We start from the raw sequence: 23,061 nt of genomic DNA, 5'->3' as shown, positions 1-23,061 counted from the left end.
TGTGATCGATGTGTCGTCTGGGCCGGTAGATCAGTCGGGAACGTTCGCCGGGTTTGTAGCAGGTCAGGGCAGCGATCGAGTAGCGGCGCTGGGAACGTCCGCGGACCCGGATGACCGGAGTGTGTCCACGTTTTGCCCAGGTGCGGTGAGTGGGCGGCGTCATCGAGAACCCTGCCTCGTCTTCGAAGACGACCCAGGCCCCGAGTGCCGCCGCCGTGCTTCCACCTGCGGCCAGGTCTCCCTCACCCAGCCGACCACCGCTTCCTCGTCGCGCTCCAGCGCGCGGCGGGCGGGCACTTGGTGGCTCCATCCGTGCCGCCTCAGCATCTGAACGATGCCAGACAGCGTCAGACTCTTGTGGAACCTGCGTCCGATGAGTGTCTTGATCCGAGCCAGGGTCCAGGTCTGGTCCGGCCAGCCGTGCGCGTGATGGGAATCTTTGAAAACGGCTGTGGCGGATATTTCGTGACAGCCAGTTCTAAACATCTGTCATGACCGGCAATGTCCGTTCATCAGCATGGTGTTCGTGGGGGACGAACAGTTCTGGGAGCTGGTGTGGCCTGACGTCGAGGGGCTGGTCATCGACGCGGTGGACGTCGTTGGGAACGCGGTGTGGATCGACCTGCATGCTCGGCAGCAGACGGTGGCGTGTCCCTCGTGCGGCGTGACCGCTTCACGCGTGCACAGCACGTACATGCGGCGCTTGACGGACCGCCCGCTGGGCGGGCGGCGGGTGCTGCTGCGGCTGCGGGTCCGCCGGTTCTTCTGCGACAACGGCCTGTGCTCCCGCCTGACGATGGTGGAGCAGGTACCGAGCTTGACCACGCGGTACCGGCGCCGAACCACGGCCCTCGCCCGGATGGTGCAGGCGATCGGGCTGGCCGTCGGCGGCCGGGCCGGTGCCCGGCTCTCCGGCTACCTGCCGGTACGGGCGAGCCGGGACGTGATCCTTCGGGAACTCCAGCGGCTCCCGGACCCAGCGTCCGCCCAGGTCAGGGTGCTTGGGATCGACGAGTTTGCGTTTCGCAGGGGCGCGACCTACGGCACTGTCCTCATCGACGTCGAAACGCTACGGCCCATCGACCTGCTGCCCGACCGCACCGCGGACACCGTGGTCTCCTGGCTCGCCGACCACCCCGAGATCGAGGTCATCTGCCGGGATCGGTGCAGCACCTTCAGCCAGGCCGCCGCCCGCGCGGCACCCGACGCGATCCAGGTCGCAGACAGGTGGCACTTGCTGCACTCGCTCGCCCGTGCCGTCGAACGAACCGCCCATCAGCACCGCGTCTGCCTGCGCAAGGACGCCGAGACCGGCGAGGCGGACCAGCCCCAGGAGCCCTCGGACCCTGCGTCCCTGGCGGCGTTGATCGGGCCGCCGGAGCCGAGCGACCCACCGGACGGGCAGCTCCTGGCCCGCGTCCGCCAGTGGCACGCCGACATCCATCAACTGCGCGAACGCGGCTGGACGATCAGTGCGATCGCCGACCGTCTGGGTCGGGACCGCAAGACCGTCCGCCACTACCTCACCACCGACCTCGACCAGATCCTCGCCTCCGCCCGCGAACGCCGCCCCAACGGCCACATCAACCGCTTCAAGCCCTACCTGCAACACCGCTTCCGCGGCGGCGCCACCAACGCCGCGGCCCTCTTCCGTGAGATCCGCGAACGCGGCTACCGCGGCAGCCGCGTCGTGGTCACCAAGTACATCGCGACCCTCCGCGCCGGCACCGCCACCCCCGAACCACCGCAGCCGATCCCAAGCCCCCGCCGCATCACCACCTGGATCATGCGCCACCCCGACACCCTGACCGACGGCCAGCGCGACCAGCTCAACCGCATCCTGGACGCCTGCCCCGACCTGGCCACCACCCGCGACCTCGCCCACGAGTTCAGCGCCATCACCCGCGAACGCCGAGGCCACGACCTCACCCACTGGATGACCCGAGCCCTCGACCACGGGCCCGCACCGATCCAGGGCTTCGCCGCCTTCCTTCAGAACGACTGGGACGCCGTCGTCAACGGCCTCACCCTGCCCTGGAGCTCCGGCGCCGTCGAAGGCCAGATCACGCGGATCAAGCTGATCAAACGCCGGTCATACGGCCGAGCATCCTTCGCTCTCTTGCGGACCCTCGTTCTCGCCCAGCCGCCATGACCATCACGACCGCGCCGTACTTGGGTCGTCAGGCGCTCTGCGTACGGCCCGTCGGAGCCGACCTCGACCGGGGTGACCAGTCCCTGCCTCGGCGGTGTGCGCCCCCGCCACGCGGGTGGCCCTGCGGTGTGGCGTCAGGACCTGAACCGGCTTGCCATGTGCCATTGATCAGGTGACCGGGACGACACCTCGCATTGGACGGCTCCGTCGGATCGCACATCGGCGAGGTGCGAGACGCCGGCGGTATCGGCGTCGGCTGTTGGGGGCCACGGAGGCTGTCGGTGCCTCTTCGTCGCCGCTGTCTCTGGTGATCCTCAGCTTGCCGGGCCTGGCGGCACTGGCAGCGCTGCTCTTCACCTGGATGCAGGTGGGTCAGACCACGCAAGAACTGCGGATCATCGAACAGGGTCAGATCACCAACCGGTTCACGGCGGCGATCGGCCATCTGGGATCGGGCTCGATGGATGTGCGTCTGGGTGGCATTTACGCGCTAGGACGCATCATGAACGACTCCGATCGGGACCAGCGAACCGTCATGTCAGTGTTGTCTGCATATGTGCGTGAGCACGCTCCTCTGCCGACAGGTTCCACGAAGCAGCCAGATGCGGAAGCGGTCAGAATTTCGGTTCCCGCCGACGTCAGTGCTGCCTTGAGCGTCCTGACGAGTCGTCGCCCGGAGCTCGACGGAGGGCTGAAGATCGACTTGCGTCGTACCGACCTGCGACACTGGGACTCCATGCCGGGGGCCTCTGCGACCTTCGTCCACCTCGACGGCGCGATCCTGACACGGACAGACCTTCGCGCTGCGGACCTCGTCAATGGCCGCTTTCGAGGTGCGGAGCTGATCCAAGCGAACCTCAGTGAAGCAGCCATGTTTGGTGCGGACCTCTCTCACGCGGATCTGGGCATGGCCCAGCTACGCAACACAGACCTAGGAGACGCGCACCTCTCTGGTGCTTCGTTCTGCGACAACCAGTCCGGCGAGTGTGCCGACCTCACCGGAACAGCCTTGATCGGCGCGGACTTGACCCACACCCGCCTGTCAGGTGCAGATCTATCGAAGGCGATCTTCTGTGCCAAGGTGCGTCGCGAGGGAGCTCAGAAGCCCGTCCTGGAGTGTGCCGCCTTGAGCGGTGCGAACCTCACGGGCACTGCCCTCAACGGAGTTGATCTGGCAGGTGCGAATCTGTCCGGTGCGGACCTCACGGACGCTAACCTCACGAACACCGACCTGCGGAACGCCGACCTGAGGAAAGCGAATCTAACCCGTGCACACCTTGAGGGTGCGAAGTTGGGGGGAGCCCACCTTGATGGAGCCCGCGGCCTACCTCCATCACTCCGCTAGGGTCCCGCAGCAGCCGCCCTGCCGCCGGCTCCCCGCCGGCGGGCTGGAGTTCCACAGCCCCGCCTCCATGCCCACGCCCGGCTCGGTCATTCCGGCCAGCCTCCACCCCCGACACCTGCTCGCAGGTCGAACGCCACGGCATCGTGCCCAGCACCTCGAAGCCACCAGAGAGGGCCTCGTCACTGACTGCTGCTCCTGGTCCTGAAGATGCCCCGGGACCGTAAGGCCGAGGCAGATATCGAGATCCGAGCAACAGTACTCCTAGGCAAGACGGATGTCTGGCGCTGACCGTCACGAAATACCCGCCACAGCCAGATTCAAGAAGCGCCATCACGCGACCGGCCCCTTGTCCAACTCCTCTTCCAGCACGGCGAACAGCGCATCACTCAGCTTCGGGCGGGAGGCCGGGCCACGCGAGTGCAGGCCGTCTGGTCCACGCTCCCGCCACGACCGACGCCATCGCTGAACCGACCGGACGCTGACCCGTAACTCTTTCGCGATCACAACATTGTCCTGCCCTGCGGCGAACATTCCGGCCGCCGCCAGGCGGACACGCTCGCGGAACACCTGTCTCTCGGCAGTCAGACCGCCACCCTGCGGATACCTCATGCTTCGGGCGTACCGCGACGATCACCACCTGTCAGCCCCCACGACACCACGTCTACAAGCTCAGTAGACGGATACCAATCGGCAAAGTCCTCATCCACAAACAGCTCGTCCAGCCGGTCACGCATCCACATCGCCGCCGTGCCCCGCGGATTACTCGCCCGGGCCATCTCACCGTCAGCGGCGGAACTACCCGACCAGAACCACACCCCATCGCCATCCCGGCCCCCTCCGACCGGCAGAAAATGCCCCGCTCAACAACAACAGCAGCACACCGCCGCCAGCGCGAACAGCTTGTCGGTGTGTTTTTTTCACCCCACCGAGCGAAGATCACCAACAGCATCCGGAAGTTGTGCCAGAACCGGTTCTCGTGAACAAAGCCACGATGCCGACGAACTCTGACGGCGACGCCCCGCCGGCTGGTGTTCCGGCGGGGTCGTCGTCGGCGAGGTGTCGTCTTCTGCGGCAAGGTGCCGGTGGATCAGCAGCCTTCCGCGCCTACGATGGCTCGGAGACCGAGAGGTGCTGGCGGCGATCAGCTTCGTGTGGACGGTGCTGGCGTCCGACGCGCGCTCAGCAGTCAAACACCGACCAGCAGATGTCGTTGCGCAGTCGCTGGTCGTCAAGTACGAGCTTGCGAATCGTCTCCGGGAGCTGGTCGCGCTGCCACTGGCACTCGAGTCGCCCTGCGGCCTCGCTCTCGCCTTTTGGCGCGGCAGCGCGTGCGGCCTTGATTGCATAGGCAGCCGCACCGAGCTCGTGCGCGGCGACGTGTGCGACGACTCCGGCCTGGCCGGCGGCATACGCGGCATGCCGTGCTGCGCCGCGCAGGTCTCGAGCCGCGCCCATTGCATGGCCGCCCGCCGCGCGGGCCTGCATCATCTTGACCTCGCCCTGCGCCCAGGCGCGGGCATGCTCGATCGCCTGGCGCGGCCGTGGGTCCTCAGGCTGAGCCGACTCGAAGAGGTCAAGGACGTGCTCCGCGCAAGCTGCCGCCCAGAGGGCGAGGAGATGGTGATCCGAATCAGTGAGGGTTCCACCGCGGCGGATCGTCACGAAGCGAGGGTCCCTGACCTTCGGGAGGATCATGGTTGGCATCCCTTCCTGCTGATATCCGCCCCACATCCGAGGCCGCGCACCAGCGACCATGCACACCTCGAAGCAAAGCCTGCAACCCCGGGGTCGATCCGCAAGCTAGTGCCGCATCAGGCAACGTTCGCCCTGTCGTGACGCGCCGCTTGGTTACTGTGAACGGTCACGATATTCCCCGGGGAGAAGTTCATGAGCTTCCCCATGGGGATCCCGGACGTGGCTCAGTCAGCATCAGGTCCCTACCGGAGCGGAGCGGCCCCGGCAAGCCTTTGGGTTCGGGGATTCACAGATGGCGGGCCGGGCGAGCCGCGCCTAGTCAGTGCCTCCTGTACCCGGCGCACGCCCCTGCGGACGGGCCCCTGCGGCGCGGCGGCGAGCGTGACGCTGGACGTGCTGATAGAGACCTGCGTGGCGGCGCTCGGGATCCCGTCGCCCTTATCCCTCCGAGGAGGCACGGCATGCCGCAGGTACGCGCCGACAGCGTGAATCTCTACTACGAGGTCGTAGGTGAAGGCGAACCGCTCGTACTCGTCCATGGTTCGTGGAGCGACCACAAGAGTTGGCATTCCGCGATCGAGGCCGACCTCCGCGCGTCCTTGACCGTGGTGTCGTACGACCGCCGCGGCCATGGCCAGAGCGAAAAGGTGCCGGGCCAGGGCACCCGGAGGCAGGACGAGGACGACCTTGCGGCGCTGATCGAAGGGCTCGGCCATGCCCCCGCGCACGTCGCCGGCATTTCCTTCGGCGCGTCGATCGTCCTCGGCCTGGCCGCATGCCGGCCTGAGCTGTTCCGCAGCATCATGGTCCATGAGCCCCCGCTGGTGGGGGTCGTGGCCGACGACCCGGAGTCCATGGCACAGCTGCAGCCGATGATGGCCTCCTCCGATGCCGTGATGAACCTCCTCCGTGAGGCGGAGAACGAGCAGGGCGCACGCCTGTTCGTGGAGGAGGTAGCCCTGGGGCCCGGCATGTGGGACCAGCTGCCTGCTCCCCTACGCAAGACGTTCGTAACCCACGCCCAGACATGGCTGGACGAACAGACCGACCCGTCCTGGGCCGCACTGGACCTCGACGGGCTCTCCGCCTGCACCATGCCGGTACTCCTGAGCCGCGGCAGCGCAAGTCCCACCTGGTTCTCGACGGTCTTGGAACGGCTGGCCGCGGCCCTGCCGCAAGCACGGCGCCAGACCTTCGAGGGTGCTGGTCACATCCCCCATATCACTCACTCGCAGGAGTACACGACCGTCCTCACCAGGTTCATCCGGGCAGCTGGAGCCGACGAACCCGCGCCCGGTCAGTGATTCACCCGCGCGCGCTGCAGAGGGCCCGACGGAGGCAAAAGGCGAGCCGACAACCACGCCTCTGTCTGGGGAATTACGTGACGCTGAAGCCTTCGATCACGGGGAATTACTTGAACGTCGACATCTACCGTACGGCCGCCAGCGCTTGCCTATACGAGACACGGCAGCAGCCCGACCCAGCGGCCGCAGCACGCCTCACCGCGCCCCGCACCTGGTCAAGGAACGCGTTGCGCGGGAGCTGCGGCAGACCGTGCAGCGGCCCGCGAGGACGACCCGGGCTGACGGGGCGGGCTGCGCCGCCGTCTGATCTGCGGCAGTTCTAGAAATACGACCGCGAATGAGGCGGCGCAACAGAGGTCTAGGACTGGGGCTCGGCCGCTTCCTTGTACGAGACGTGGCCGATCGCGCGGTAGGCCTTGTCCAGGCCCCGCTCGACGGCCTGGGCTGCCTCGCTTGCCTCGGCGAGGCCTGGCGCGGAAATCCTGCAGCTTCTCCACCAGCGACGTCTGTATCCAGGCGGTCGCCGGCGCGCAGCCGCTCCATGCCGCCCTCCAGGAGCTCGAGCAGCTGGGGCAGCTCGTGCGCGCTGCGTGTCAGGCCGCTGAGGATCCGGTACGCCTCCAGCGGGTACTCCAGCGGCTGGTCGACCAGCCGCCGGGCCAGCTCGGTGTGTGCCTGGGAGGCGTCCAGCGCGTACTGCTCAACGCGCTTGTCGTCTTCAGTCACGAGCAGGCCCTTCTTCGCCTCTGCAGGATGGTCCAGAGCCTGGCATCGGGCGGGGTGCTCCGGTCGGAACGGCACATCGCACTGCAGGAATCACGTGCTGCCTCGTTCGGCCCAGACTGCGGCCGTGCTCACGGCGTCCCAGCCGGCGACAGGGCAGCGTGGGGAGCGGAGTCCGCCCGGGAGTCCTTCGCACGTCGACCGGGCGGACCGCCCTTGCATGGTCCTCACAGAGTGCGCAGGACGGCGACCACCTTGCCGAGAATGGCCGCGTCGTCGCCTGGGATCGGCTCGTACGCCGCGTTGTGGGGCATCAGCCACACCCGGCCGCTCTCGCGGCGCAGGCGCTTGACGGTGGCCTCGCCGTCCAGGAGCGCGGCGACAACGTCCCCGTGGTCTGCGGAATCCTGGCGGCGGACGGTAACGATGTCGCCGTCGCAGATGGCGGCCTCGATCATGCTGTCACCGACGACTTGAAACCGACGAGTTCGCCGAATCCTGGAGGGCTTACGCCGGGAACCGGTGGCAAACTGCACCCGATCACGCGGGGTCTGGCGTGAGTTTGCGTGCTCTGGAGTACGCACCGGTCCAGCCGCCTGCTCGGCGAAAATGACCTACCGCCCCAGAGGGCTCGACTCCGGTCGAGGAGTAGTCCACATGAGACTTACGACCTGGTGCATGGTTAGCGGTGACGACAGCTGGGCTGGGTCGTTGGGCTGTGTGTGGTGGGGTCGAGGCACGCAGACTGATCATGTCGGAGCGTCGGATCACGGGACTTTCGGCGACCGTGATCGCCGATCTGGTAGCCGAGTTGGGGCCGGTGTGGCAGGCCAGAAGAGATGCCGAGCTGGCTGACCGTCCGCGCCGTCGAGCCGTGGGTGCGGGGGCGAAGTACAAGCTGGTGTTCGTCGACCGGCTCCTGGCCACTCTCGTTCTCCTGCGGCACGGCGTCACCCACGACATCCTTGCCTGCTGGTTCCGTGTCGATCGCTCCACGATCACGCGTGCGATCGGGGAGATCAGGCCCCTGCTCGCCGACCGCGGCTGCCGCATCGAGGGCGGACTGCGGCTGCGCACGCTCGCTGACGTCATCGCTCATCTCGGCGCCACCGGTCAGACCGCGTTGATGGACGCCACCGAAATCCGGGTCCGCCGGCCATCAGCACACCGCGGCGGACGCAGTCGCTTCATCTCCGGCAAGAGCCGCATCAACGCAATGAAAGCCCTCGTCCTCACCGACGAACGCGGACGACTGCTGTTCTGTGGCGAGGTACGAGCCGGGTCGGTTGCCGACATCACCCAAGCCCGCGACGCCGGCCTGGTCGACCTCCTCGCCGACACCATCGACCTGCAGATCCTCGCCGACGCCGGCTACCAGGGCCTGGCAGCACAGACCTGTGGCCAGATCGTCACACCACCCCGCAAACGCCGCGGCAAACACCTCGAACACCTGCAATGGCTCATGACCCACCACGAAGCCGCCCGCTTCGCCCACTCCTCAGCCAGAATCCCCGTCGAGCACGGCATCGCCCACCTCAAGAACTGGCGAGCCCTCGCCCGACACCACACCCGCCGGGACAACCTCCCCGACACCATCCGGGCCATCGCCGGACTTCAATCCGACCAGCGAGCAACCCAACACAACAAAACACTCGCACTGCCCGCCGCACAGACGTGATCACAACACCAGCCGCTACCCCAGCACGACCTCACGCTAATCACGCACGAGGTCGTTAGAGCGTGTCCTACATGGTCTGTTAGCCGTTGGGCTGGACATGGGGAGTGGTCGGTGGGGATGGATCGTTCCGGACGGTTTATGGGAGATCGCAAGGCCGCTGCTGCCGCCGGCGCGGGTGCGTCGCAGGGCGGTGGGGTTGCCGGCATCGATGACGAGGCGGTCTTCGCCGCGATCATCTACGTGCTGGTCAGTGGCTGCGCATGGCGGGCACTGCCACCGTGCTTCGGGGCGTCGAAGTCGACCGTGCATCGCCGCTTCCTCATCTGGTCCCGAGCCGGCGTGTGGGGACAGCTGCACCAGAAGGTCGCCCCGAAATTATGTTGGGTGTGCTGGATCGGCGGTGCCAGCAGGTGGGTCGGTACTGAACGGTGGTTCAGAGATGGACCCAGGTCTATCCGGCGGCCGATTCCCACGCGCTTGCGTTCCGGCAGTTCCACCAGCATAAGGACCGTGTTATCGGCCGCGTGCGGACCCGCGAGGCCTGAGAGCTCGACGGCCAAGTGCTGATCGAGGAGGAGAGTAGCTGCGGGTACGCGACGGCGGGATGGCCTGCTGGAACGGGGGGCCACGCAGAGGGGTACCGCTGCTGGCCAGATGCCTGGTCTGTCAAGGATGTGAGAGACCTGTGGCAGCGCTGACGGCAGGGCAGGTCATCGATCGGAGGTGTCCTCTTCTGTTGCCGACTTGAACATTCGGTCGGCCAGCGCGGCGAAGCCGGTACTGAGCTGCTTGTCCGCGACTCCATTCGCATATGACTGGAATGCCAGGGCCGCCTGGGCTTGGACAGCTGCCACCAAGGTGTCGTGATCGATGGGATGGAGTTGGTCGAGAGGCGGTGAGGGCCAGCGGCGTGGCCATGGGAGCTGGCCGTCGACAGGGGTGCACCAGTCGTCCCCGACCTCCTGCAGCACTTCTTGTACGTTCTGGCCTGCCGCCTGGACCGCGATCGCCGTGACGGCCACGGCGTTGGCGGTGCTGTGGATTGCCAGCCGCAGCAGATCGCGCGGTGGGAGAGGCTGGGGATTGAGCCTCATCTCTGGGACAGAGTCTGCGGAACGAACCACTTGCGCTGCGAGCACCGATTGGTGTGGGTGCAGGATCTCCCACAGCCGAGGATCGAGATGAGCAATTAGTTCGAGGATTCGGGCGGTCTGCGATGCGGACACGGCTGTCACGTTCTCCTTCGCTGAAAGTGCACAACTGAGCACGACCATATGGATTCGGTGCGGATCAATCACGCATTGCGGCCAACGAGGGCGCGCCACAGTCCGATGAGGGGGTGGGGTGATGGCAGCGGTTGGTTGTGAGCGGGTGGCTGGGGGCCTTGGCGCGTTGCGGTCCTGATGTAGCTCGGGGTTGTCGTGGCAGCGGTCGTGTCGGGCTGGTGATCTTGACTTTCGTGGGATGACCAAGCTGCTGCCCCAGGCCGCTTAGACGTCGTTTCTTATGGCTGTCAGAGCGGCATGAGAGTCTCGGGTCATGAGCTACGACCTTGCTGTCTGGGAAGGCGAGAGGCCGGCGGATGACAAGACCGCCGGCCAGGTCTTCAGCGACCTGTACGACCGTTACATCGACAGCGAGGTGGAAGAGCCTCCGTCCGAACGCATCGCGGCGTACGTAGCAGCGCTGCTTGAGCGGTGGTGCGACCTCACCGAGGACGAGGAGGACACCTCGCCCTGGTCAACCGGCCCGCTGATCGGCGAAGCCAACGGTCCACTGATCTACTTCCCCATGCGATTCAGCATGGCTGAGGAGGCATCGGCCTATGCGGCCGCCGTGGCGGAGTCCATGGGGCTGGTCTGCTTCGACGTGCAGCAGGACCGGCTCAGGCCGTGAGCAGGATGTTCAGGCGGCGGTAGCCGATCAGGGTCGCGGCTATGCCGACGAAGGCGAGGAAGTGTTCGGCCTTGCGTTCATAGCGTCGGTGGAGCCGGCGGCAGCCGGCCAGCCAGGACACGGTTCTCTCCACCACCCACCGGTGCCGGCCCAGCCGTTGTGAGGACTCAATGCCCTTCCGGGCGATGCGGTGGCGGATGCCGCGCTCGCGGAGCCATCGGCGCAGGTGGCCGTAGTCGTAGCCCTTGTCGGCGTGCAGTTTCGCCGGCTTCCGGCGCCGGGGGCCGCAGCGGGAGCGGATGGGCGGGATACCCCGGACAAGCGGTTCCAGGCCCTGGCTGTCGTGCAGGTTCGCGCCGGAGATGCCCAGGGACAGCGGCAGTCCGTTCCGGTCGCAGATCAGGTGGATCTTCGATCCCGGTTTGCCGCGGTCGGTCGGATTCGGTCCCGTCAAAGGCCCCCTTTGCCGCCCGCAGACTGACCGAGTCGATCGCACACCGCGACCAGTCCAGCTCGCCCCGCGCTCCGAGTTCGTCGAGGATCACGCGGTAGAGCCGGGCCCAGACTCTGTCCCGGCTCCACTGAGCGAACCGCCGGTAGACCGTGGGCCAGGCCGGGCCGAACACCGGCGGAAGCTGCCGCCAGGTGCAGCCCGACGTCGCCACAAAGATGATCGCTGCCAGGGCCTCGCGGTCACCTGCTCGACGTCGGCCGCCGCCCTGCGGACGTATCACCACCGTGGGCGGCACCACTCGCCGGAACAGCACCCACAACTCGTCCGGCACCAAGCGCTGAATGAGATCCGTCATGCACGGTTCAACGAACGATCACGCCATAAGAAACGACGTCTTAGGGGCTGTCGTGCATGTTTGCGCCGGAGGTACCCAGCGAAAGCGGCAGTCCGTTCCGATCGGTGATCAGGTGGATCTTCGATCCAGGCTTGCCGCGGTCGGTCGGGTTCGGTCCCGTCAAAGGCCCCCTTTTTGCAGCCCGCATGCTGACCGAGTCAATCGCGCACCGCGACCAATCCAGCTCGGCGGGCGCTGAGTTCGTCGAGGACGACCCGGTGGACCGTCTGCCAGCCCGGGCCGAACGCCGGCGGCTACTGCCGCCAGGTGCAGCCCGAAGTCGCCACGAAGATGATCGCGGCCAGGGCTTCGCGGTCACCCGCTCGAGGCTGGCCGTCACCTGCGGGCGTATGACCTCTGTCGGCGGTACCACCCGCCGGAACAGCACCCACACTCGTCCGGCACCAGCCGCACTCCTCCTCTCCTCGCCGCCGTACATGCAGACATTTCTATATGGAGGGAACGGGGTTCCCGACTACTTACGGAAAGGGCTCCTATGGGGATGCAGCTTTCGGTGAGGATGGCAACGCCTGGACCTGAAGGCGGGGGCGGTGACGATTACCTGTGAGGCGGCCGCGATAACGAAACCATATTCGGGGAATAGAGCCACGATCACCTCAACGGCAGGGATGGCAACATTTCCCTTAGGGGATACCCTGGTTACGGCTGATGCATCAGTGGGTCAAATGAGGCCGAATGTGAAGCGAAGTGGGGCTGACCCTACTGGCCGAGGTGGGCAAGAGGGAATGCGGCCAGAGCGGGAAGCCGTCGCCACAATGCACGTCCGCCGCCGACCTCCCTCACTGGCGCCTCCCTTCCAGCACCGAGGCGAGGGCGTCGACCCTCTACTCGAAGAGCGCGAAGAAGCCGCCGTATGATATTCCTATTTTGTGGTTTTGGAGATAGCAAATTACGGCAGCATCCTGGAATCCTGACGGGCACTTGACCGGCCCGATCCCGTCTGTGGTCAGGATTCCGTTGAGATTCGGGCCGGCCGTGAACAAAACCGGCGGGGGCGGAGTGAACAGGTTGTCGTCGGGATGGGGTATTGAATTCGCGACGATCGCCAGGGGCGTGAATTCGAGTTTAAAGCAGTACGCTCCGTATGCGATCGGATCCCCATTGCGAGTGCACCTTGCCATGCCCACCACACCTTTGGAGGAAACAAGATTGCCTCCGTTGTCTACTCGAGCGAAGCCACGCGCCATGGGCGTATCCCTTGTGCCGGGCCGACGAGCTTGGTTGAGTTGCCTCGATCCTGCGTGAAGGGGCCCCGGTTCATGGACGCCGCATCGTATGGCGGCAGCCCGCAGAATCGCTAAGCCGCTCACTCAGCCGCTGACAGATGAGAATCTTGTGAGCTGTCTATCTCAATCTTCGGTGGTATTCACATGATGGCAAGTTGGAAGGGCCTGTCTGATCGTGCCCGCTGGTGATGAACCTGGCGCCAACTGCTCCGACCAGGGATACTTCACAAAGGCGGGATGGTGGAGATCAGCTGGCTTTAGTGAGTAGTCCAGGAAGCAGCGGCGTGACCGGCAGCAGCCGAGCCAGCGGTTTCACATCGACGACCGGGCCGTGAGCCAGGCGGAGATCCTGGCGGGGGGAGCAGTTGAGCAACAACGTCGACGACCACGGACGGCTGCTCTACATCGACTCCCCCCTCGCTCGGGCTGGGGGTAGGTCGCCACCGCCATCAACCCAGACACTGGCACTGTGCGGACCGCGGACGGCGCGCCGATAGCCGAATGGTCATCCACGCGGGGGGGTTGGGACACTGGATTGGGGGGACCTGCGCAGGCCACGTGCTACATCGCAGCAGGGGGTGTCCCCGAGTGAACCTCTGTGTGTCGTCTACCCAGACCGCAGGGCCATCGGCGCGTGCTGCCGATGCCTGCGCGCACTCAGGGAGGACCGTCAATGGCACCTCGAACGAGAACCCTTTCCCGAGCTCGCGCTGAGGAGGCGGTCAAGGCCGGCTGACCGCTGCAGGCTCCCCCGATCCAGCCTCCGCCCGGAGGGCGGAGGCTGGATCGGAGTGGCCCGGCTCCCACCCACCCCATGCTGAGCCTTCCGACCGAGGTCAGGCTCACGCGAGGTCACCGACTCGGAACGAGCGCCGCGGGGGCGCGGTGAGTGTCACGAGCGGGATGCTAGAGAGCAGGTCTGACAGCCTGTCACCCGGAAGGAGCACGTCGCGACGGGTGCGAACAGGGCAGGACATGGCGGTGCGCAGCATCGCGGCTGTGTTGGTCAGGGCGGCCTTCGCCGATTGTGGCGCTGCGCGCGGACTCCTCCAGCAGGAGGGTCGCCGTCTGTAGGAGTCCGACGTGCACGGGGACGGTCTCCAGCCCGGAGAGCGCGGCCATGGCCCGGTCGGTGGCATTCTGCGGGATGAGGGTGCTGACTCCGCGCCCGAGGTTGCGCTGGGACGGTGTTGTTGTGCTCACCCGGACATTCTCCCGGGTCCGGAGGCGGACAGCTGCCCGGCGGACAACGGCAGGCTGTACAACCCGCGCCGGCTTCACTCCGAGGTTGGCAAGGGGGTACTGCTGCTCGACGCTCAGCTGGCGAAGTCGCGGCGCCTGGTGATCAACCACTGTCCGATGTTCTCCCCGTGTCACATGGACTCCGTCTGGCTCGGGCTGGGGTAGGTCGCCCAACCCAGGTACAGGCACTGTGCGGCCCCTGCCGGCGCGCCGAATGCCGAATGGTCGTCCATGCGGAGAACGGGGACACTGGATTGGGGGATCTGCGCAGGCCACCCGCCACAGCGCAGCACCGGGGGGCCGGGGGAAACCTGTGTGTCGTCTACCCAGACGGCAGGGCCATCGGCGCGTACTGCTGATGGCTGCGCGCACTCAAGGAGGACCGTCGATGGCACATCGAACCAGAGCCCTTGCATTGGCCGGAGTGGCCGTCGTCACTGCACTGCACCTCGGAGCCTCGCCGCAGCCCCAAGCAGCAGCAGCCAAAAGACCCATATACATCACACTGCAAGACGGGCTACTGAAGGTCGACGCCAAACGGGGCACAGCGAAGCACATCGTGATTGCAAACGACGGCGCAAACTTCATTGTGATTTTCGATAGGGGGAGGTGGCCGATCGAAGTGAAACCCCCCTTGACGGGATGGTGGACCGTCCTCAATAACGTTGTCTTTAAATCCACTACTTACGGAGTTCGCGGCATCGATGTATCCGCCGGGGACGGGGACGACATCTTGAGCAGCTACGGAAGTAGCATGCCGACCCGGATGTACGGGGGATCGGGCGACGATGTGCTGTACGGCGGCACCGGAAAGGACACGCTGGTCGGAGGTTCGGGTGGGGACAAACTGTACGCGAGGGGTTCGGCCGGGGACCTGCTCAGCGGCGGAGAAGGGAACGACGGCCTCTACGGTGGGGAAGGCCCCGACTGGCTGAAAGGCGGAGCCGGCATAGACTCCTCTGACGGAAAAGGAGGAACCGACCAGTGTGAGGCCGAGCACGAGATATTTTGCGAAGCTGAACTCAGTCTCAACCCGAATCCCAACCCGGTTCCCCCTCCAGATATCCCGTTCTCCCGTTCCCCTGACTGAGAATTTGCGAATGCCGGGCACAGGAACCAGAACATCGTGATCTGCTCGACCGTGCGGACGACCTTCAGGAACTCGCGGGCGCACCGACCCTAGTCTGGAAGTCCACCACGTCTTCCTGGTTTGACGACTTCGAGGTTGCCGCGGCCAGCTTGCAGGAGTTCCTCGAACAGCTCGGCCGACGGATCGCGAACCAGCACTGATCACGGCCGGGCCGCAAACCAGCACCACGTCCCACGGAGACGATCTCGCCCTCCGAGGGTGGAAACCTTGAGCGGCCCGGCCAACACCACTCCCCATCACCGCTGGGTGACGTCATCTCTGGTGAACATCTGGAGCACTCAAGATCGCCAACTGCTGCCCAAAGGCCTGAACAATCGCTGCTACTTCACGGGTTCTGGTCCAACTTCTGTTTGCGCCGTGAGGCGCTGTTGGTTCGAGTGGAGGTGGAAGACCTGCACCAACCCGCTGTCACAGCAGCCGGGTTGAAGCTGAGGGCAGCCTGATCCGGGTGATGCCGGGGAGGGCGAGAGCGGCCCTGACAAAGCCGGGACGTACCCAGAACCGCCAGATGGGGCGGGTCCGGCAAGCGTGATGGAGAGGAGTACGCGAGGAACCGGCGTTTTACGTCTCTTAAAGTGCCTCCGGCTCAAACCTGGTGGATCAGGGCCGGTAGCGGTGCGTATGCAGGTCATCCTTTCGGGTGGTCTGACAACTCCTGTGTCGGTCTACGAAAGCTGGCCGGGAGGCCACGAGGAAAGCCTGCGGCGTACTCGTGGCGATGCCGCAGGGACACAGTCGGGCTCCTACTCCATCGAGCGAACCACAGTGAACACGGGAACCGTCCCGAACCTCGCCCTGTCACCTGCCTCCAGCAGGCCGACTGGGCTGAGCGCATCGACCGCTGATCGGTTGGGGACGGGGCGGAGCCGCCGTAGTACTCCGAGGCCGGGAAAGCCGGCCGCATGGGGAAGGGCGGCAGCGGTATCGAGAAGGGAAGGACGCTGCAATGCCGGAAGACGCCCCGCCGAATGGCGGAGCTCCGGGCCCTCGGGCCCGGGTACTGGAGATGCAGACCAAGCTTCACCGTTGGACGGTGGCCGATCCCGGCCGCCGGTTCGATGACCTGTTCAACTTCGTGCACGACCCGGCGACGCTGTTGGCGGCGTTCGACCGGGTCGCGGGCAATCAGGGAGCCCGGACTCCCGGCGTCGACGGCCTGACTGCCATTGATGTCGAGGAGTCGATCGGTGTTCCCGGGTTCCTGAACAACCTGCGGACCGCCCTCAAGGACGGCTCGTTCCGTCCTTTGCCGGTGCGGGAACTCAGCATCCCCAAGCCGGGAGGCTCGGGGAAGGTCCGCAAACTCGGGATTCCGACGATCGCGGACCGGGTCGTTCAGGCGGCACTGAAGCTGGTGCTGGAACCGATCTTCGAGGCCGACTTCAAGCCGGTCTCTTACGGGTTCCGACCCCGACGGCGGGCCCAGGACGCGATTGCCGAGATCCACTACTTCGGCACCCGGGGATACCGCTGGGTGCTGGATGCGGACATCGAGGCGTGCTTCGACTCGATCGACCACACGGCCCTCATGGACCGAGTGCGTCACCGGGTGAAGGACAAACGTGTCCTGGCGCTGGTCAAAGCCTTCCTCAAAGCCGGAGTCCTCACGGAACTCGGCGAGAACAAGGAGACAATGACCGGCACCCCGCAAGGCGGCATCCTCTCCCCGCTACTGGCGAACATCGCCTTGTCGGCGCTCGACGAGCACCTGCACGGGCCCTGGGAACCAGGCGGGGCAATGGCCACCGAAGGCAAACGCGCCTACCGGCGCCGCAAAGGTCAACCCACGTGGCGGGTCGTCCGCTACGCGGACGACTTCGTCGTCCTGGTGCACGGCACCGAGGCCGACACCGCGGCACTACGCGAAGAAGTCGCTGACGTGCTTGAACCTCTGGGATTGCGCCTGTCGCAGGCAAAGACCCAGATCACGCACATGAGCGATGGGTTCGACTTCCTGGGCTTCCGCATCCAGTGGAAACGCAAGGGAGGCACGACCAAGTGGCACGTCTACACCTTCATCGCCGACCGGCCCATCCGGTCGCTGAAGGCGAAGGTCCGTGCTCTGACAGGCAGGACATCGCAGCAGGATCTTGCCACCGTGCTGATCAGACTCACTCAGATCATGCGCGGTTGGGCCAACTACTTCAAGCACGCTGTCGCCAAGCATGTCTTCAACAGGCTCGACGCTTTCGTGTGGTGGCGTCTTATCCGCATGCTGCGGGAACGTCACCGATGGAGTTGGGGCGACGTCCGCCGCCGGTTCACCACCCCCACCGGGCGGTGGCGACCCATCGCGGCGGACGGGATCGAGCTGTTCCGGATCGCATCGGTCACGGTCAGCCGTTACCGATACCGAGCCAGCACGATCCCCAACCCTTGGAAGCCTGCGAACCCCGTCTGACGGCAGGGACCGTGGAGAGCCCGTTGCGTTGAGAGACGCACGGCGGGTTCGGCGAGAGGTCCGGAGAAACGGACCGGGAGCAATCCCGGCACCGCGCTCCGGGCCTACTCAGCGGAGCGGTGACGCTCAGTGTTGCTGAACGGCTCTGTGCCACACCCGGCCCATCCCCCCGGCCCCAAGCCTGTGCAGCAGGCGGTACCGCCCCGCTACCAAGCGCTCGGCACCGTTGCCCTCCGCCACGGCAGACCTCCACAACGCCCAATGTCGAAACCGTATGGTTCCTGACCTGAAACTACAAAGAAGCCGCGCCGTGCCGCCTTGTTCTCGGGATCGCCATACGCGTGGTGAACGGCGAGGAGATCCTCGACCGGGTCCTCTCGGTAGACCGCTCGTCGGTTGACCTTGACCGGTACCACAAGCTGATCCAACTCATCTGGTTCAACCCGTGATCGCCAAGACACTGCCTAGGGCTGGCCGAGGGGCAGTGGCTGGACGCCAAGAGCACCGCGTATGAACTGCGCGACCCGCGCGCCGCGGAGGAGCTCGCCAAGGACGTCGCCGCGTTCGCGAACAGCGGCGGTGGACACTGCCTGTTCCACGCTGCCGCTCCAGCCAGCGGCCGACGTCCATGCCGTGTACGGTCACGCCCCGGCTCCACGTAGTCGAGGGCGCTCTCTCACTCAGTGCTAAGACGTCGTTTCTTATGGCTGTCAGAGCGGCATGAGAGTCTCGGGTCATGAGCTACGACCTTGCTGTCTGGGAAGGCGAGAGGCCGGCGGATGACAAGACCGCCGGCCAGGTCTTCAGCGACCTGTACGACCGTTACATCGACAGCGAGGTGGAAGAGCCTCCGTCCGAACGCATCGCGGCGTACGTAGCAGCGCTGCTTGAGCGGTGGTGCGACCTCACCGAGGACGAGGAGGACACCTCGCCCTGGTCAACCGGCCCGCTGATCGGCGAAGCCAACGGTGCACGGTTCAACGAACGATCACGCCATAAGAAACGACGTCTAAATGCCACCTCGCCGTAGTCTACGAGAGCAGGGCCGTGTTTCTGACGGGTTGAAAGGGAGCCAATGGGGCGGCGAGATTGGGAGCCACTGTTTCGCTGGCGAGATTGAGCGCCACCCTGTCTGGTGGTGTGTGACATGCCGCTGTTGGCGTAATGGGTGGGTTGGGCCGTTTGGCGGCGTCAGTCTGTGGGCCTTGATCACGGTTGTGTCAGGAGCCCGTGTGTACAGGTCGCTTGAGTGGATCTTTGAGCGGAACCGTCGTGATCGCCGGTTCGATCCGACGGTCTCGGGGCGGATGCGCCTGCACAACGGCTTCGAGGTGCCCGTCCCGCCTGCCTGGATGCGCTGGCTGCCCGCCGGCTGGGTCGCGTTGGTCGTGGTACTCGAATTCGCACTGCCCACCCAGTGGGCCGTCAGCTTCCTGCTCATCGCTCTGCCCGCCATCGCCGCCTACACCATCGGCCCCGCGCTGGTCGCAGCGATCACGGTGTTCGCCATCGTGTTGGAAGCTGTCCTGGCCGCCACCCACGAACACATGTGGGAAGACCACCACGTCGCCGCCTACATCGCCACCGCCCTGGTCGGCACCCTCGCCACGGCCTTGGCCGCCCATCGCAGGCGTCAGGAACGGCACCTGGTACACGCCAACTCCGTGGCCGAGGCGCTGATGCGTACCCTCCTGCGGCCGGTGCCGCACCAGGTCGGGCACGTGCTCGCCGCCGCTCTCTACCGGCCCGCCGAGGCCGGCACCATGGTCGGCGGCGACCTGTTCGACATCCACGCCACCAAGCAAGGCGAACGCGCGCTGATCGGCGACGTGCGCGGCAAGGGGCTGCAGGCGGTGCGCACCGTCGCCGCGATCCTCGGCAGCTTCCGGGAGGCCGCCTACGACGTCGGGAACTTGCTGGACGTTGCCGCACGCATGGAGCGCCGCATGGCCCGCGAGGCCGAAGAAATCGCCGACGATGAACTGTTCGTCACCGCGGCTCTGGTCGAATACGACCCGCTCGCCCACCGGGTGACGATCATCAATCACGGCCACATCGAGCCAGTTCTGATCTCCCGCGGTGACGTCCGCGCTCTGACCGGGCCGCCCGCCCTTCCCCTCGGCCTGGGCATCCTGACCTCCGATCGTCCCGCCGCGTACACCCACCGCTTCACCCGCGGCGATGTCCTCCTCCTGGTCACCGACGGCCTGGTCGAAGCCCGCGACGACACCGGGACCTTCTACCCCCTCCTCGACCGGCTCCGTCACCAGTTCGCCGGCCAGCTCGCCACAGGCCCCGCCGAGGTCGTCGACTTCCTCAACACCGACCTGCCGCGCCATTCCCACGCCTTCCACGACGACGTTGCCATCCTCGCCATCGCCCCACACGGACAGCTATAGGTCAACAGACCGCCCCTGCCACAAACGGAGCCGGGCCCTCATGAACCGCCCCTTTCAGGGACGCAGACCAAGGGGGCCCGGGACCATCAAGCGGTCGGCAAGCGGCCAGGGCGCGGACGCTCCTACCCCACCACAGGCAGACGTCAGATGTGACCCGAATGGCTCCGAAACAACCTGCGAAAGCATGCGCACGCTAAAGTGGTGGCTCCCATTCCCACTGTCGATCATCGACTTCAGCCGTTGTCCATCGCCATCACGAATAGAGCACGGCGGCTCTCGTTCTCGTTGCCCGAGTGGATGTCGATCCCGGCGCGGATGATGACGTCGCCGATGGAGCGGGTCAACTGGGGGGAACAGCAGCCCCGTGGGCCTGGCCTCGAACAGCACGAACCGCAGGGTGTCCGCATGCCGTTGGGCAGCCTCGCCCCGGCGCCGTGAGGCGCAGGGCACGACTACTCGCCCCACAACGTTCTGGTGCACGATCCCGGCCTCGTCCTCGCTCAGGGTGCGGTCGCGCAGGCCCGGGACGGTTCGGCCGGCCGCGGCGCCGAAGGAGTGGCAGGCGGTGACCAGGTCCAGGAACTCCACCGTCCGGTCGATCTTCTTCACCGCTGGCGCGACCGGGCTGGTGTCCTCGAAGTGGTCGCGGGACCGGGCAGCGGTGCCCGGCGAAGTGCAAGTCCGCGGCTCAGAACCGCATCCGCTCGTCCTACAGCACCCTCACCAGGGCGTTCTCCTCCCAGTCGTCCCCGTCCTCGAAGTACCCTTCCATGGCTGCGGAGTTCTCGACCCAGCCGCCCTGCTTGCTGTGCCAGCAGCCATTTCTTGATGGCGGGGGTCTTGTGGGTGGCGTAGTTGTCGCAGATCAGGTGGAGGTCCAGGCCGGCGGGTACTTCCTTGTCGAGCTTGATCAGGAACTTCTTGAACTCCTCGGCGCGGTGTCGGCGGTGCAGGGAGCCGATCACTTTGCCGGTGGCGACCTCCAGTGCGGCGAACAGTGTTGTGGTGCCGGCGCGAACGTAGTCGTGGGTGGCCCGCTCGGGGACTCCGGGCATCATCGGCAGCACGGGCTGGGACCTCTCCAGGGCCTGGATCTGCGACCTCTCATCCACGCAGAACACCAACGCCCGTTCGGGCGGGTCCAGATACAACCCAACGACGTCGTGGACCTTGTCGACGAAGTACGGATCGGTCGACAGCTTGAAGGTCCCTGACCGGTGTGGCTGCAGGCCGAATGCCTGCCAGATCCGTGACACCGACGACTGCGACAGACCCATCTCCTTCGCCATCGACCGTGTCGACCAGTGTGTTGCGCTCTTCGGCGTGGACTCCAGCGTCTTCGTGACCACCGCGGCGACCTGCTCGTCCGTCACCGTCCTGGGCCCACCGGAACGCGGCATGTCGCCCAGACCGGCAATCCGGTACTGCACGAACCGGGACCGCCAACGGCCCACCGCATGAGGTGTGGAACCGACCCAGGCCGCCACGTCCTTGTTCGACGCGCCCTCGGCGCAGGCAAGAATGATCCTGCACCGCAACGCCCCCGCCTGCGGCGTGGAACGACGCCGCACCCACCCCTCCAGCGCAGCCCGCTCCGCATCCGACAGTCTCAACTCGGCCTTCGGCCGCCTTCGGCCGCCCCGTCCGTGCCATGAGACAAGCCTATACATCTGAACAGAATTCCCGACTCGGAAGACTAGCGCCACCGGGCCGTCGCCACGGGATGGACATGCTCGCCGGTGTTCGTCGTCGCCACGATCACCGCACTCGCCACGCAGGCCGGGACCATGTTCGCCATCCCGGGCGACGACACGGCAGTGCCACCGCCACGTAAGACGAGCTAACGGCGCCCGGCGATCTTTCTGCGAACCCCGGCAGAGCCGCCGATCAGTTTGCTAGCCGACCGTGATCAATCTCGGCGGCACTTTCTGTACCGCAAACCGGTTCTCCGCCGGCAACGTCTTCTTCGCCCAGGCGGAGTTCTCCGACGCCATGGTCAACTTCGGCGACGCGACGTTCTCCGGCGGCACAGTCGACCTTTCAGCCTCCGCTGGCGCAGCTCCAACTGGCCTCCTGCCCAGCCGTTGCCGCCCGGACTGACCCTGCCTCCCACCTGGTAGCTGGCCCAGAGGAGCAGTGCGGCCGGCGGTGGAGCGATGATCTTGACGGAGTAGCATCGCGCTGGAAGGCCATTCTGGCCGGCATATGACAGAGGGGGATCTGTGCGAATGCAGCGCATCCTTACCGTCGCGGGCGCCAGCGCCGCGGCGCTCATGCTCACCGCGACCACCGCGTCCGCGGTCACCTTTGAGGTGGACCTTGCGACCGCCTCTCCCGTCCCAGAGGGCAACAGCGAGATCTGCGCCGAAGGCGGCTGGTACACCGGAGACGACAGCCACCGGACCATAGCCTGCTTCATGAAGACGGGCGACTGGTTCCACGTCGTCGACCAGAAGGCCGACGGCTACTCGGCTGTCGCCCTGTGGCAGGTCACGGACCCCAGGGGCGCGGTCGTGCGACAGGGCTCGGTGTGGAACGCGTCCGGCTACGACACGCACCGCTACAAGAACAAGGACCTCCCCGAGGGGTACGACATTTCGATCAGGGCCTGCGTCGGCAACTGGAAGGGCGGAGACAGTCCCTCGATCGTCAAGGAGGCGTGCAGCGCGTGGAAGTTCGGCACCACGTGACGGTGACGGCGGTGTGACATCCGCAGCCCCGGCAGGACGGTTGAATCCTGCCGGGGCTATCGTGTGCCCGGCCGCAGGTCTTGGGCTGCCTCGGGCGGTATCTGCGGGAAGACTTCACGACCGCCCTGGAGGGGCGTCCGGGCGATCGTGCGGCGTGTGAGGCACGCGGCGGAGACGGCGGTCGCGCACAGTGATTCCCGTGCCTGTCGGCGGCCCTCCGGTTCCCGCCCCCGGCTGGAGGGCCGCAGCAGTCGCCTCACTCCTCCGGGGTCGGCGCCGTCAGCGGCCGGG

At 66.2% G+C, this 23,061-nt stretch carries 17 protein-coding genes and 7 pseudogenes; 12 read left to right on the top strand and 12 right to left on the bottom strand.

Annotated features, from left to right (window positions below):
* A pseudogene (locus tag ACF08N_RS36010) lies at positions 1–163 on the bottom strand (IS630 family transposase); the annotation flags it as partial.
* Positions 160–426 (bottom strand): annotated as a pseudogene (locus ACF08N_RS36005) (winged helix-turn-helix domain-containing protein); the annotation flags it as partial. The pseudogenes ACF08N_RS36010 and ACF08N_RS36005, both read right to left, overlap by 4 nt.
* A gap of 100 nt (positions 427–526) precedes the next feature.
* Here ACF08N_RS36005 and ACF08N_RS36000 point away from each other — a divergent pair.
* Positions 527–2,152: an ISL3 family transposase gene (locus ACF08N_RS36000; protein WP_392328953.1), complete on the top strand. Its 1,626-nt coding sequence runs from the start codon at positions 527–529 to the stop codon at positions 2,150–2,152.
* Positions 2,153–2,459: 307 nt separating this feature from the next.
* Positions 2,460–3,497 carry a pentapeptide repeat-containing protein gene (locus ACF08N_RS35995; RefSeq protein WP_392328952.1) on the top strand — a complete coding sequence of 346 codons (1,038 nt, stop codon included), beginning with the start codon at positions 2,460–2,462 and terminating at the stop codon, positions 3,495–3,497.
* Positions 3,498–3,827: 330 nt separating this feature from the next.
* Here ACF08N_RS35995 and ACF08N_RS35990 read toward each other — a convergent pair whose 3' ends face one another.
* Positions 3,828–4,106: a helix-turn-helix domain-containing protein gene (locus ACF08N_RS35990; protein ID WP_392328951.1), complete on the bottom strand. Its 279-nt coding sequence runs from the start codon at positions 4,104–4,106 to the stop codon at positions 3,828–3,830.
* 570 nt (positions 4,107–4,676) lie between these two features.
* A complete protein-coding gene (locus ACF08N_RS35985) occupies positions 4,677–5,192 on the bottom strand; it encodes a putative immunity protein (RefSeq protein ID WP_392328950.1) in 516 nt (171 codons plus the stop codon).
* A gap of 461 nt (positions 5,193–5,653) precedes the next feature.
* On the opposite strand from ACF08N_RS35985, the gene ACF08N_RS35980 reads away from it, so the two are divergent.
* The gene (locus tag ACF08N_RS35980) at positions 5,654–6,496 is read left to right on the top strand and encodes an alpha/beta fold hydrolase (RefSeq protein ID WP_392328949.1); all 843 of its coding nucleotides are present in this window, start codon (positions 5,654–5,656) and stop codon (positions 6,494–6,496) included.
* A gap of 950 nt (positions 6,497–7,446) precedes the next feature.
* Here the strand turns inward: ACF08N_RS35980 and ACF08N_RS35975 are convergent.
* On the bottom strand, positions 7,447–7,755 hold the full coding sequence (locus ACF08N_RS35975; protein WP_392328954.1) for a LexA family protein: 309 nt from the start codon (positions 7,753–7,755) through the stop codon (positions 7,447–7,449).
* 251 nt (positions 7,756–8,006) lie between these two features.
* On the opposite strand from ACF08N_RS35975, the gene ACF08N_RS35970 reads away from it, so the two are divergent.
* Positions 8,007–8,897 carry a transposase family protein gene (locus tag ACF08N_RS35970; protein WP_392328948.1) on the top strand — a complete coding sequence of 297 codons (891 nt, stop codon included), beginning with the start codon at positions 8,007–8,009 and terminating at the stop codon, positions 8,895–8,897.
* Between the two features lie 97 nt (positions 8,898–8,994).
* Positions 8,995–9,275: pseudogene (locus ACF08N_RS35965) on the top strand (transposase); the annotation flags it as partial.
* Positions 9,276–9,607: 332 nt separating this feature from the next.
* Here ACF08N_RS35965 and ACF08N_RS35960 read toward each other — a convergent pair.
* Entirely contained in the window at positions 9,608–10,123 is a 516-nt protein-coding gene (locus ACF08N_RS35960) for a hypothetical protein (protein WP_392328947.1), read from the bottom strand.
* A gap of 313 nt (positions 10,124–10,436) precedes the next feature.
* Between ACF08N_RS35960 and ACF08N_RS35955 the strand changes: the two genes are divergently transcribed.
* Complete coding sequence (locus tag ACF08N_RS35955) at positions 10,437–10,793, top strand: hypothetical protein (protein WP_392328946.1); 357 nt, start codon at positions 10,437–10,439, stop codon at positions 10,791–10,793.
* Here the strand turns inward: ACF08N_RS35955 and ACF08N_RS35950 are convergent.
* From ACF08N_RS35950 to ACF08N_RS35940, 3 genes and pseudogenes are all read right to left on the bottom strand, one after another.
* A protein-coding gene (locus tag ACF08N_RS35950) for an IS5 family transposase (protein ID WP_392328945.1) occupies positions 10,783–11,602 on the bottom strand; the annotation gives its coding sequence in 2 pieces (ribosomal slippage) (positions 10,783–11,248 and positions 11,247–11,602; 822 coding nt in all). The two genes, ACF08N_RS35955 and ACF08N_RS35950, sit on opposite strands and share 11 nt — an antisense overlap.
* Before the next feature lie 46 nt (positions 11,603–11,648).
* Positions 11,649–12,080 (bottom strand): annotated as a pseudogene (locus ACF08N_RS35945) (transposase); the annotation flags it as partial.
* A 1,738-nt stretch (positions 12,081–13,818) separates the two neighbouring features.
* Positions 13,819–14,091: a hypothetical protein gene (locus tag ACF08N_RS35940; RefSeq protein WP_392328944.1), complete on the bottom strand. Its 273-nt coding sequence runs from the start codon at positions 14,089–14,091 to the stop codon at positions 13,819–13,821.
* 427 nt (positions 14,092–14,518) lie between these two features.
* Between ACF08N_RS35940 and ACF08N_RS35935 the strand changes: the two genes are divergently transcribed.
* The 4 genes from ACF08N_RS35935 (at position 14,519) to ACF08N_RS35920 (ending at position 20,080) form a co-directional block, all read left to right on the top strand.
* Positions 14,519–15,220 (top strand): hypothetical protein, encoded by a 702-nt coding sequence (locus ACF08N_RS35935; protein WP_392328943.1) that lies wholly within the window; start codon positions 14,519–14,521, stop codon positions 15,218–15,220.
* 1,066 nt (positions 15,221–16,286) lie between these two features.
* Positions 16,287–17,681, top strand: a complete 1,395-nt coding sequence (gene ltrA / locus ACF08N_RS35930; RefSeq protein ID WP_392328942.1) for a group II intron reverse transcriptase/maturase — start codon at positions 16,287–16,289, stop codon at positions 17,679–17,681.
* A 736-nt stretch (positions 17,682–18,417) separates the two neighbouring features.
* Positions 18,418–18,711 carry a hypothetical protein gene (locus tag ACF08N_RS35925; RefSeq protein WP_392328941.1) on the top strand — a complete coding sequence of 98 codons (294 nt, stop codon included), beginning with the start codon at positions 18,418–18,420 and terminating at the stop codon, positions 18,709–18,711.
* Positions 18,712–18,988: 277 nt separating this feature from the next.
* On the top strand, positions 18,989–20,080 hold the full coding sequence (locus tag ACF08N_RS35920) for a PP2C family protein-serine/threonine phosphatase (protein WP_392328940.1): 1,092 nt from the start codon (positions 18,989–18,991) through the stop codon (positions 20,078–20,080).
* 351 nt (positions 20,081–20,431) lie between these two features.
* On the opposite strand, the pseudogene ACF08N_RS35915 reads toward ACF08N_RS35920, so the two are convergent.
* From ACF08N_RS35915 to ACF08N_RS35905, 3 pseudogenes are all read right to left on the bottom strand, one after another.
* A pseudogene (locus ACF08N_RS35915) lies at positions 20,432–20,530 on the bottom strand (RacP protein); the annotation flags it as partial.
* Positions 20,531–20,545: 15 nt separating this feature from the next.
* Positions 20,546–20,734, bottom strand: a pseudogene (locus ACF08N_RS35910) (DUF6192 family protein); the annotation flags it as partial.
* Positions 20,735–20,895: 161 nt separating this feature from the next.
* A pseudogene (locus ACF08N_RS35905) lies at positions 20,896–21,750 on the bottom strand (IS630 family transposase); the annotation flags it as partial.
* Positions 21,751–21,985: 235 nt separating this feature from the next.
* Between ACF08N_RS35905 and ACF08N_RS35900 the strand changes: the two are divergent.
* Complete coding sequence (locus tag ACF08N_RS35900) at positions 21,986–22,180, top strand: hypothetical protein (protein ID WP_392328939.1); 195 nt, start codon at positions 21,986–21,988, stop codon at positions 22,178–22,180.
* A gap of 128 nt (positions 22,181–22,308) precedes the next feature.
* The gene (locus ACF08N_RS35895; RefSeq protein WP_392328938.1) at positions 22,309–22,770 is read left to right on the top strand and encodes a hypothetical protein; all 462 of its coding nucleotides are present in this window, start codon (positions 22,309–22,311) and stop codon (positions 22,768–22,770) included.
* Positions 22,771–23,061 lie beyond the last annotated feature (291 nt).

Origin of the sequence: Streptomyces sp. NPDC015127 (assembly GCF_043080095.1) — a bacterium.
GTDB lineage: Bacteria > Actinomycetota > Actinomycetes > Streptomycetales > Streptomycetaceae > Streptomyces.
The sequence above is the reverse complement of the archived record's forward strand: the minus strand, read 5'-3'. Positions and strand labels throughout refer to the sequence as shown.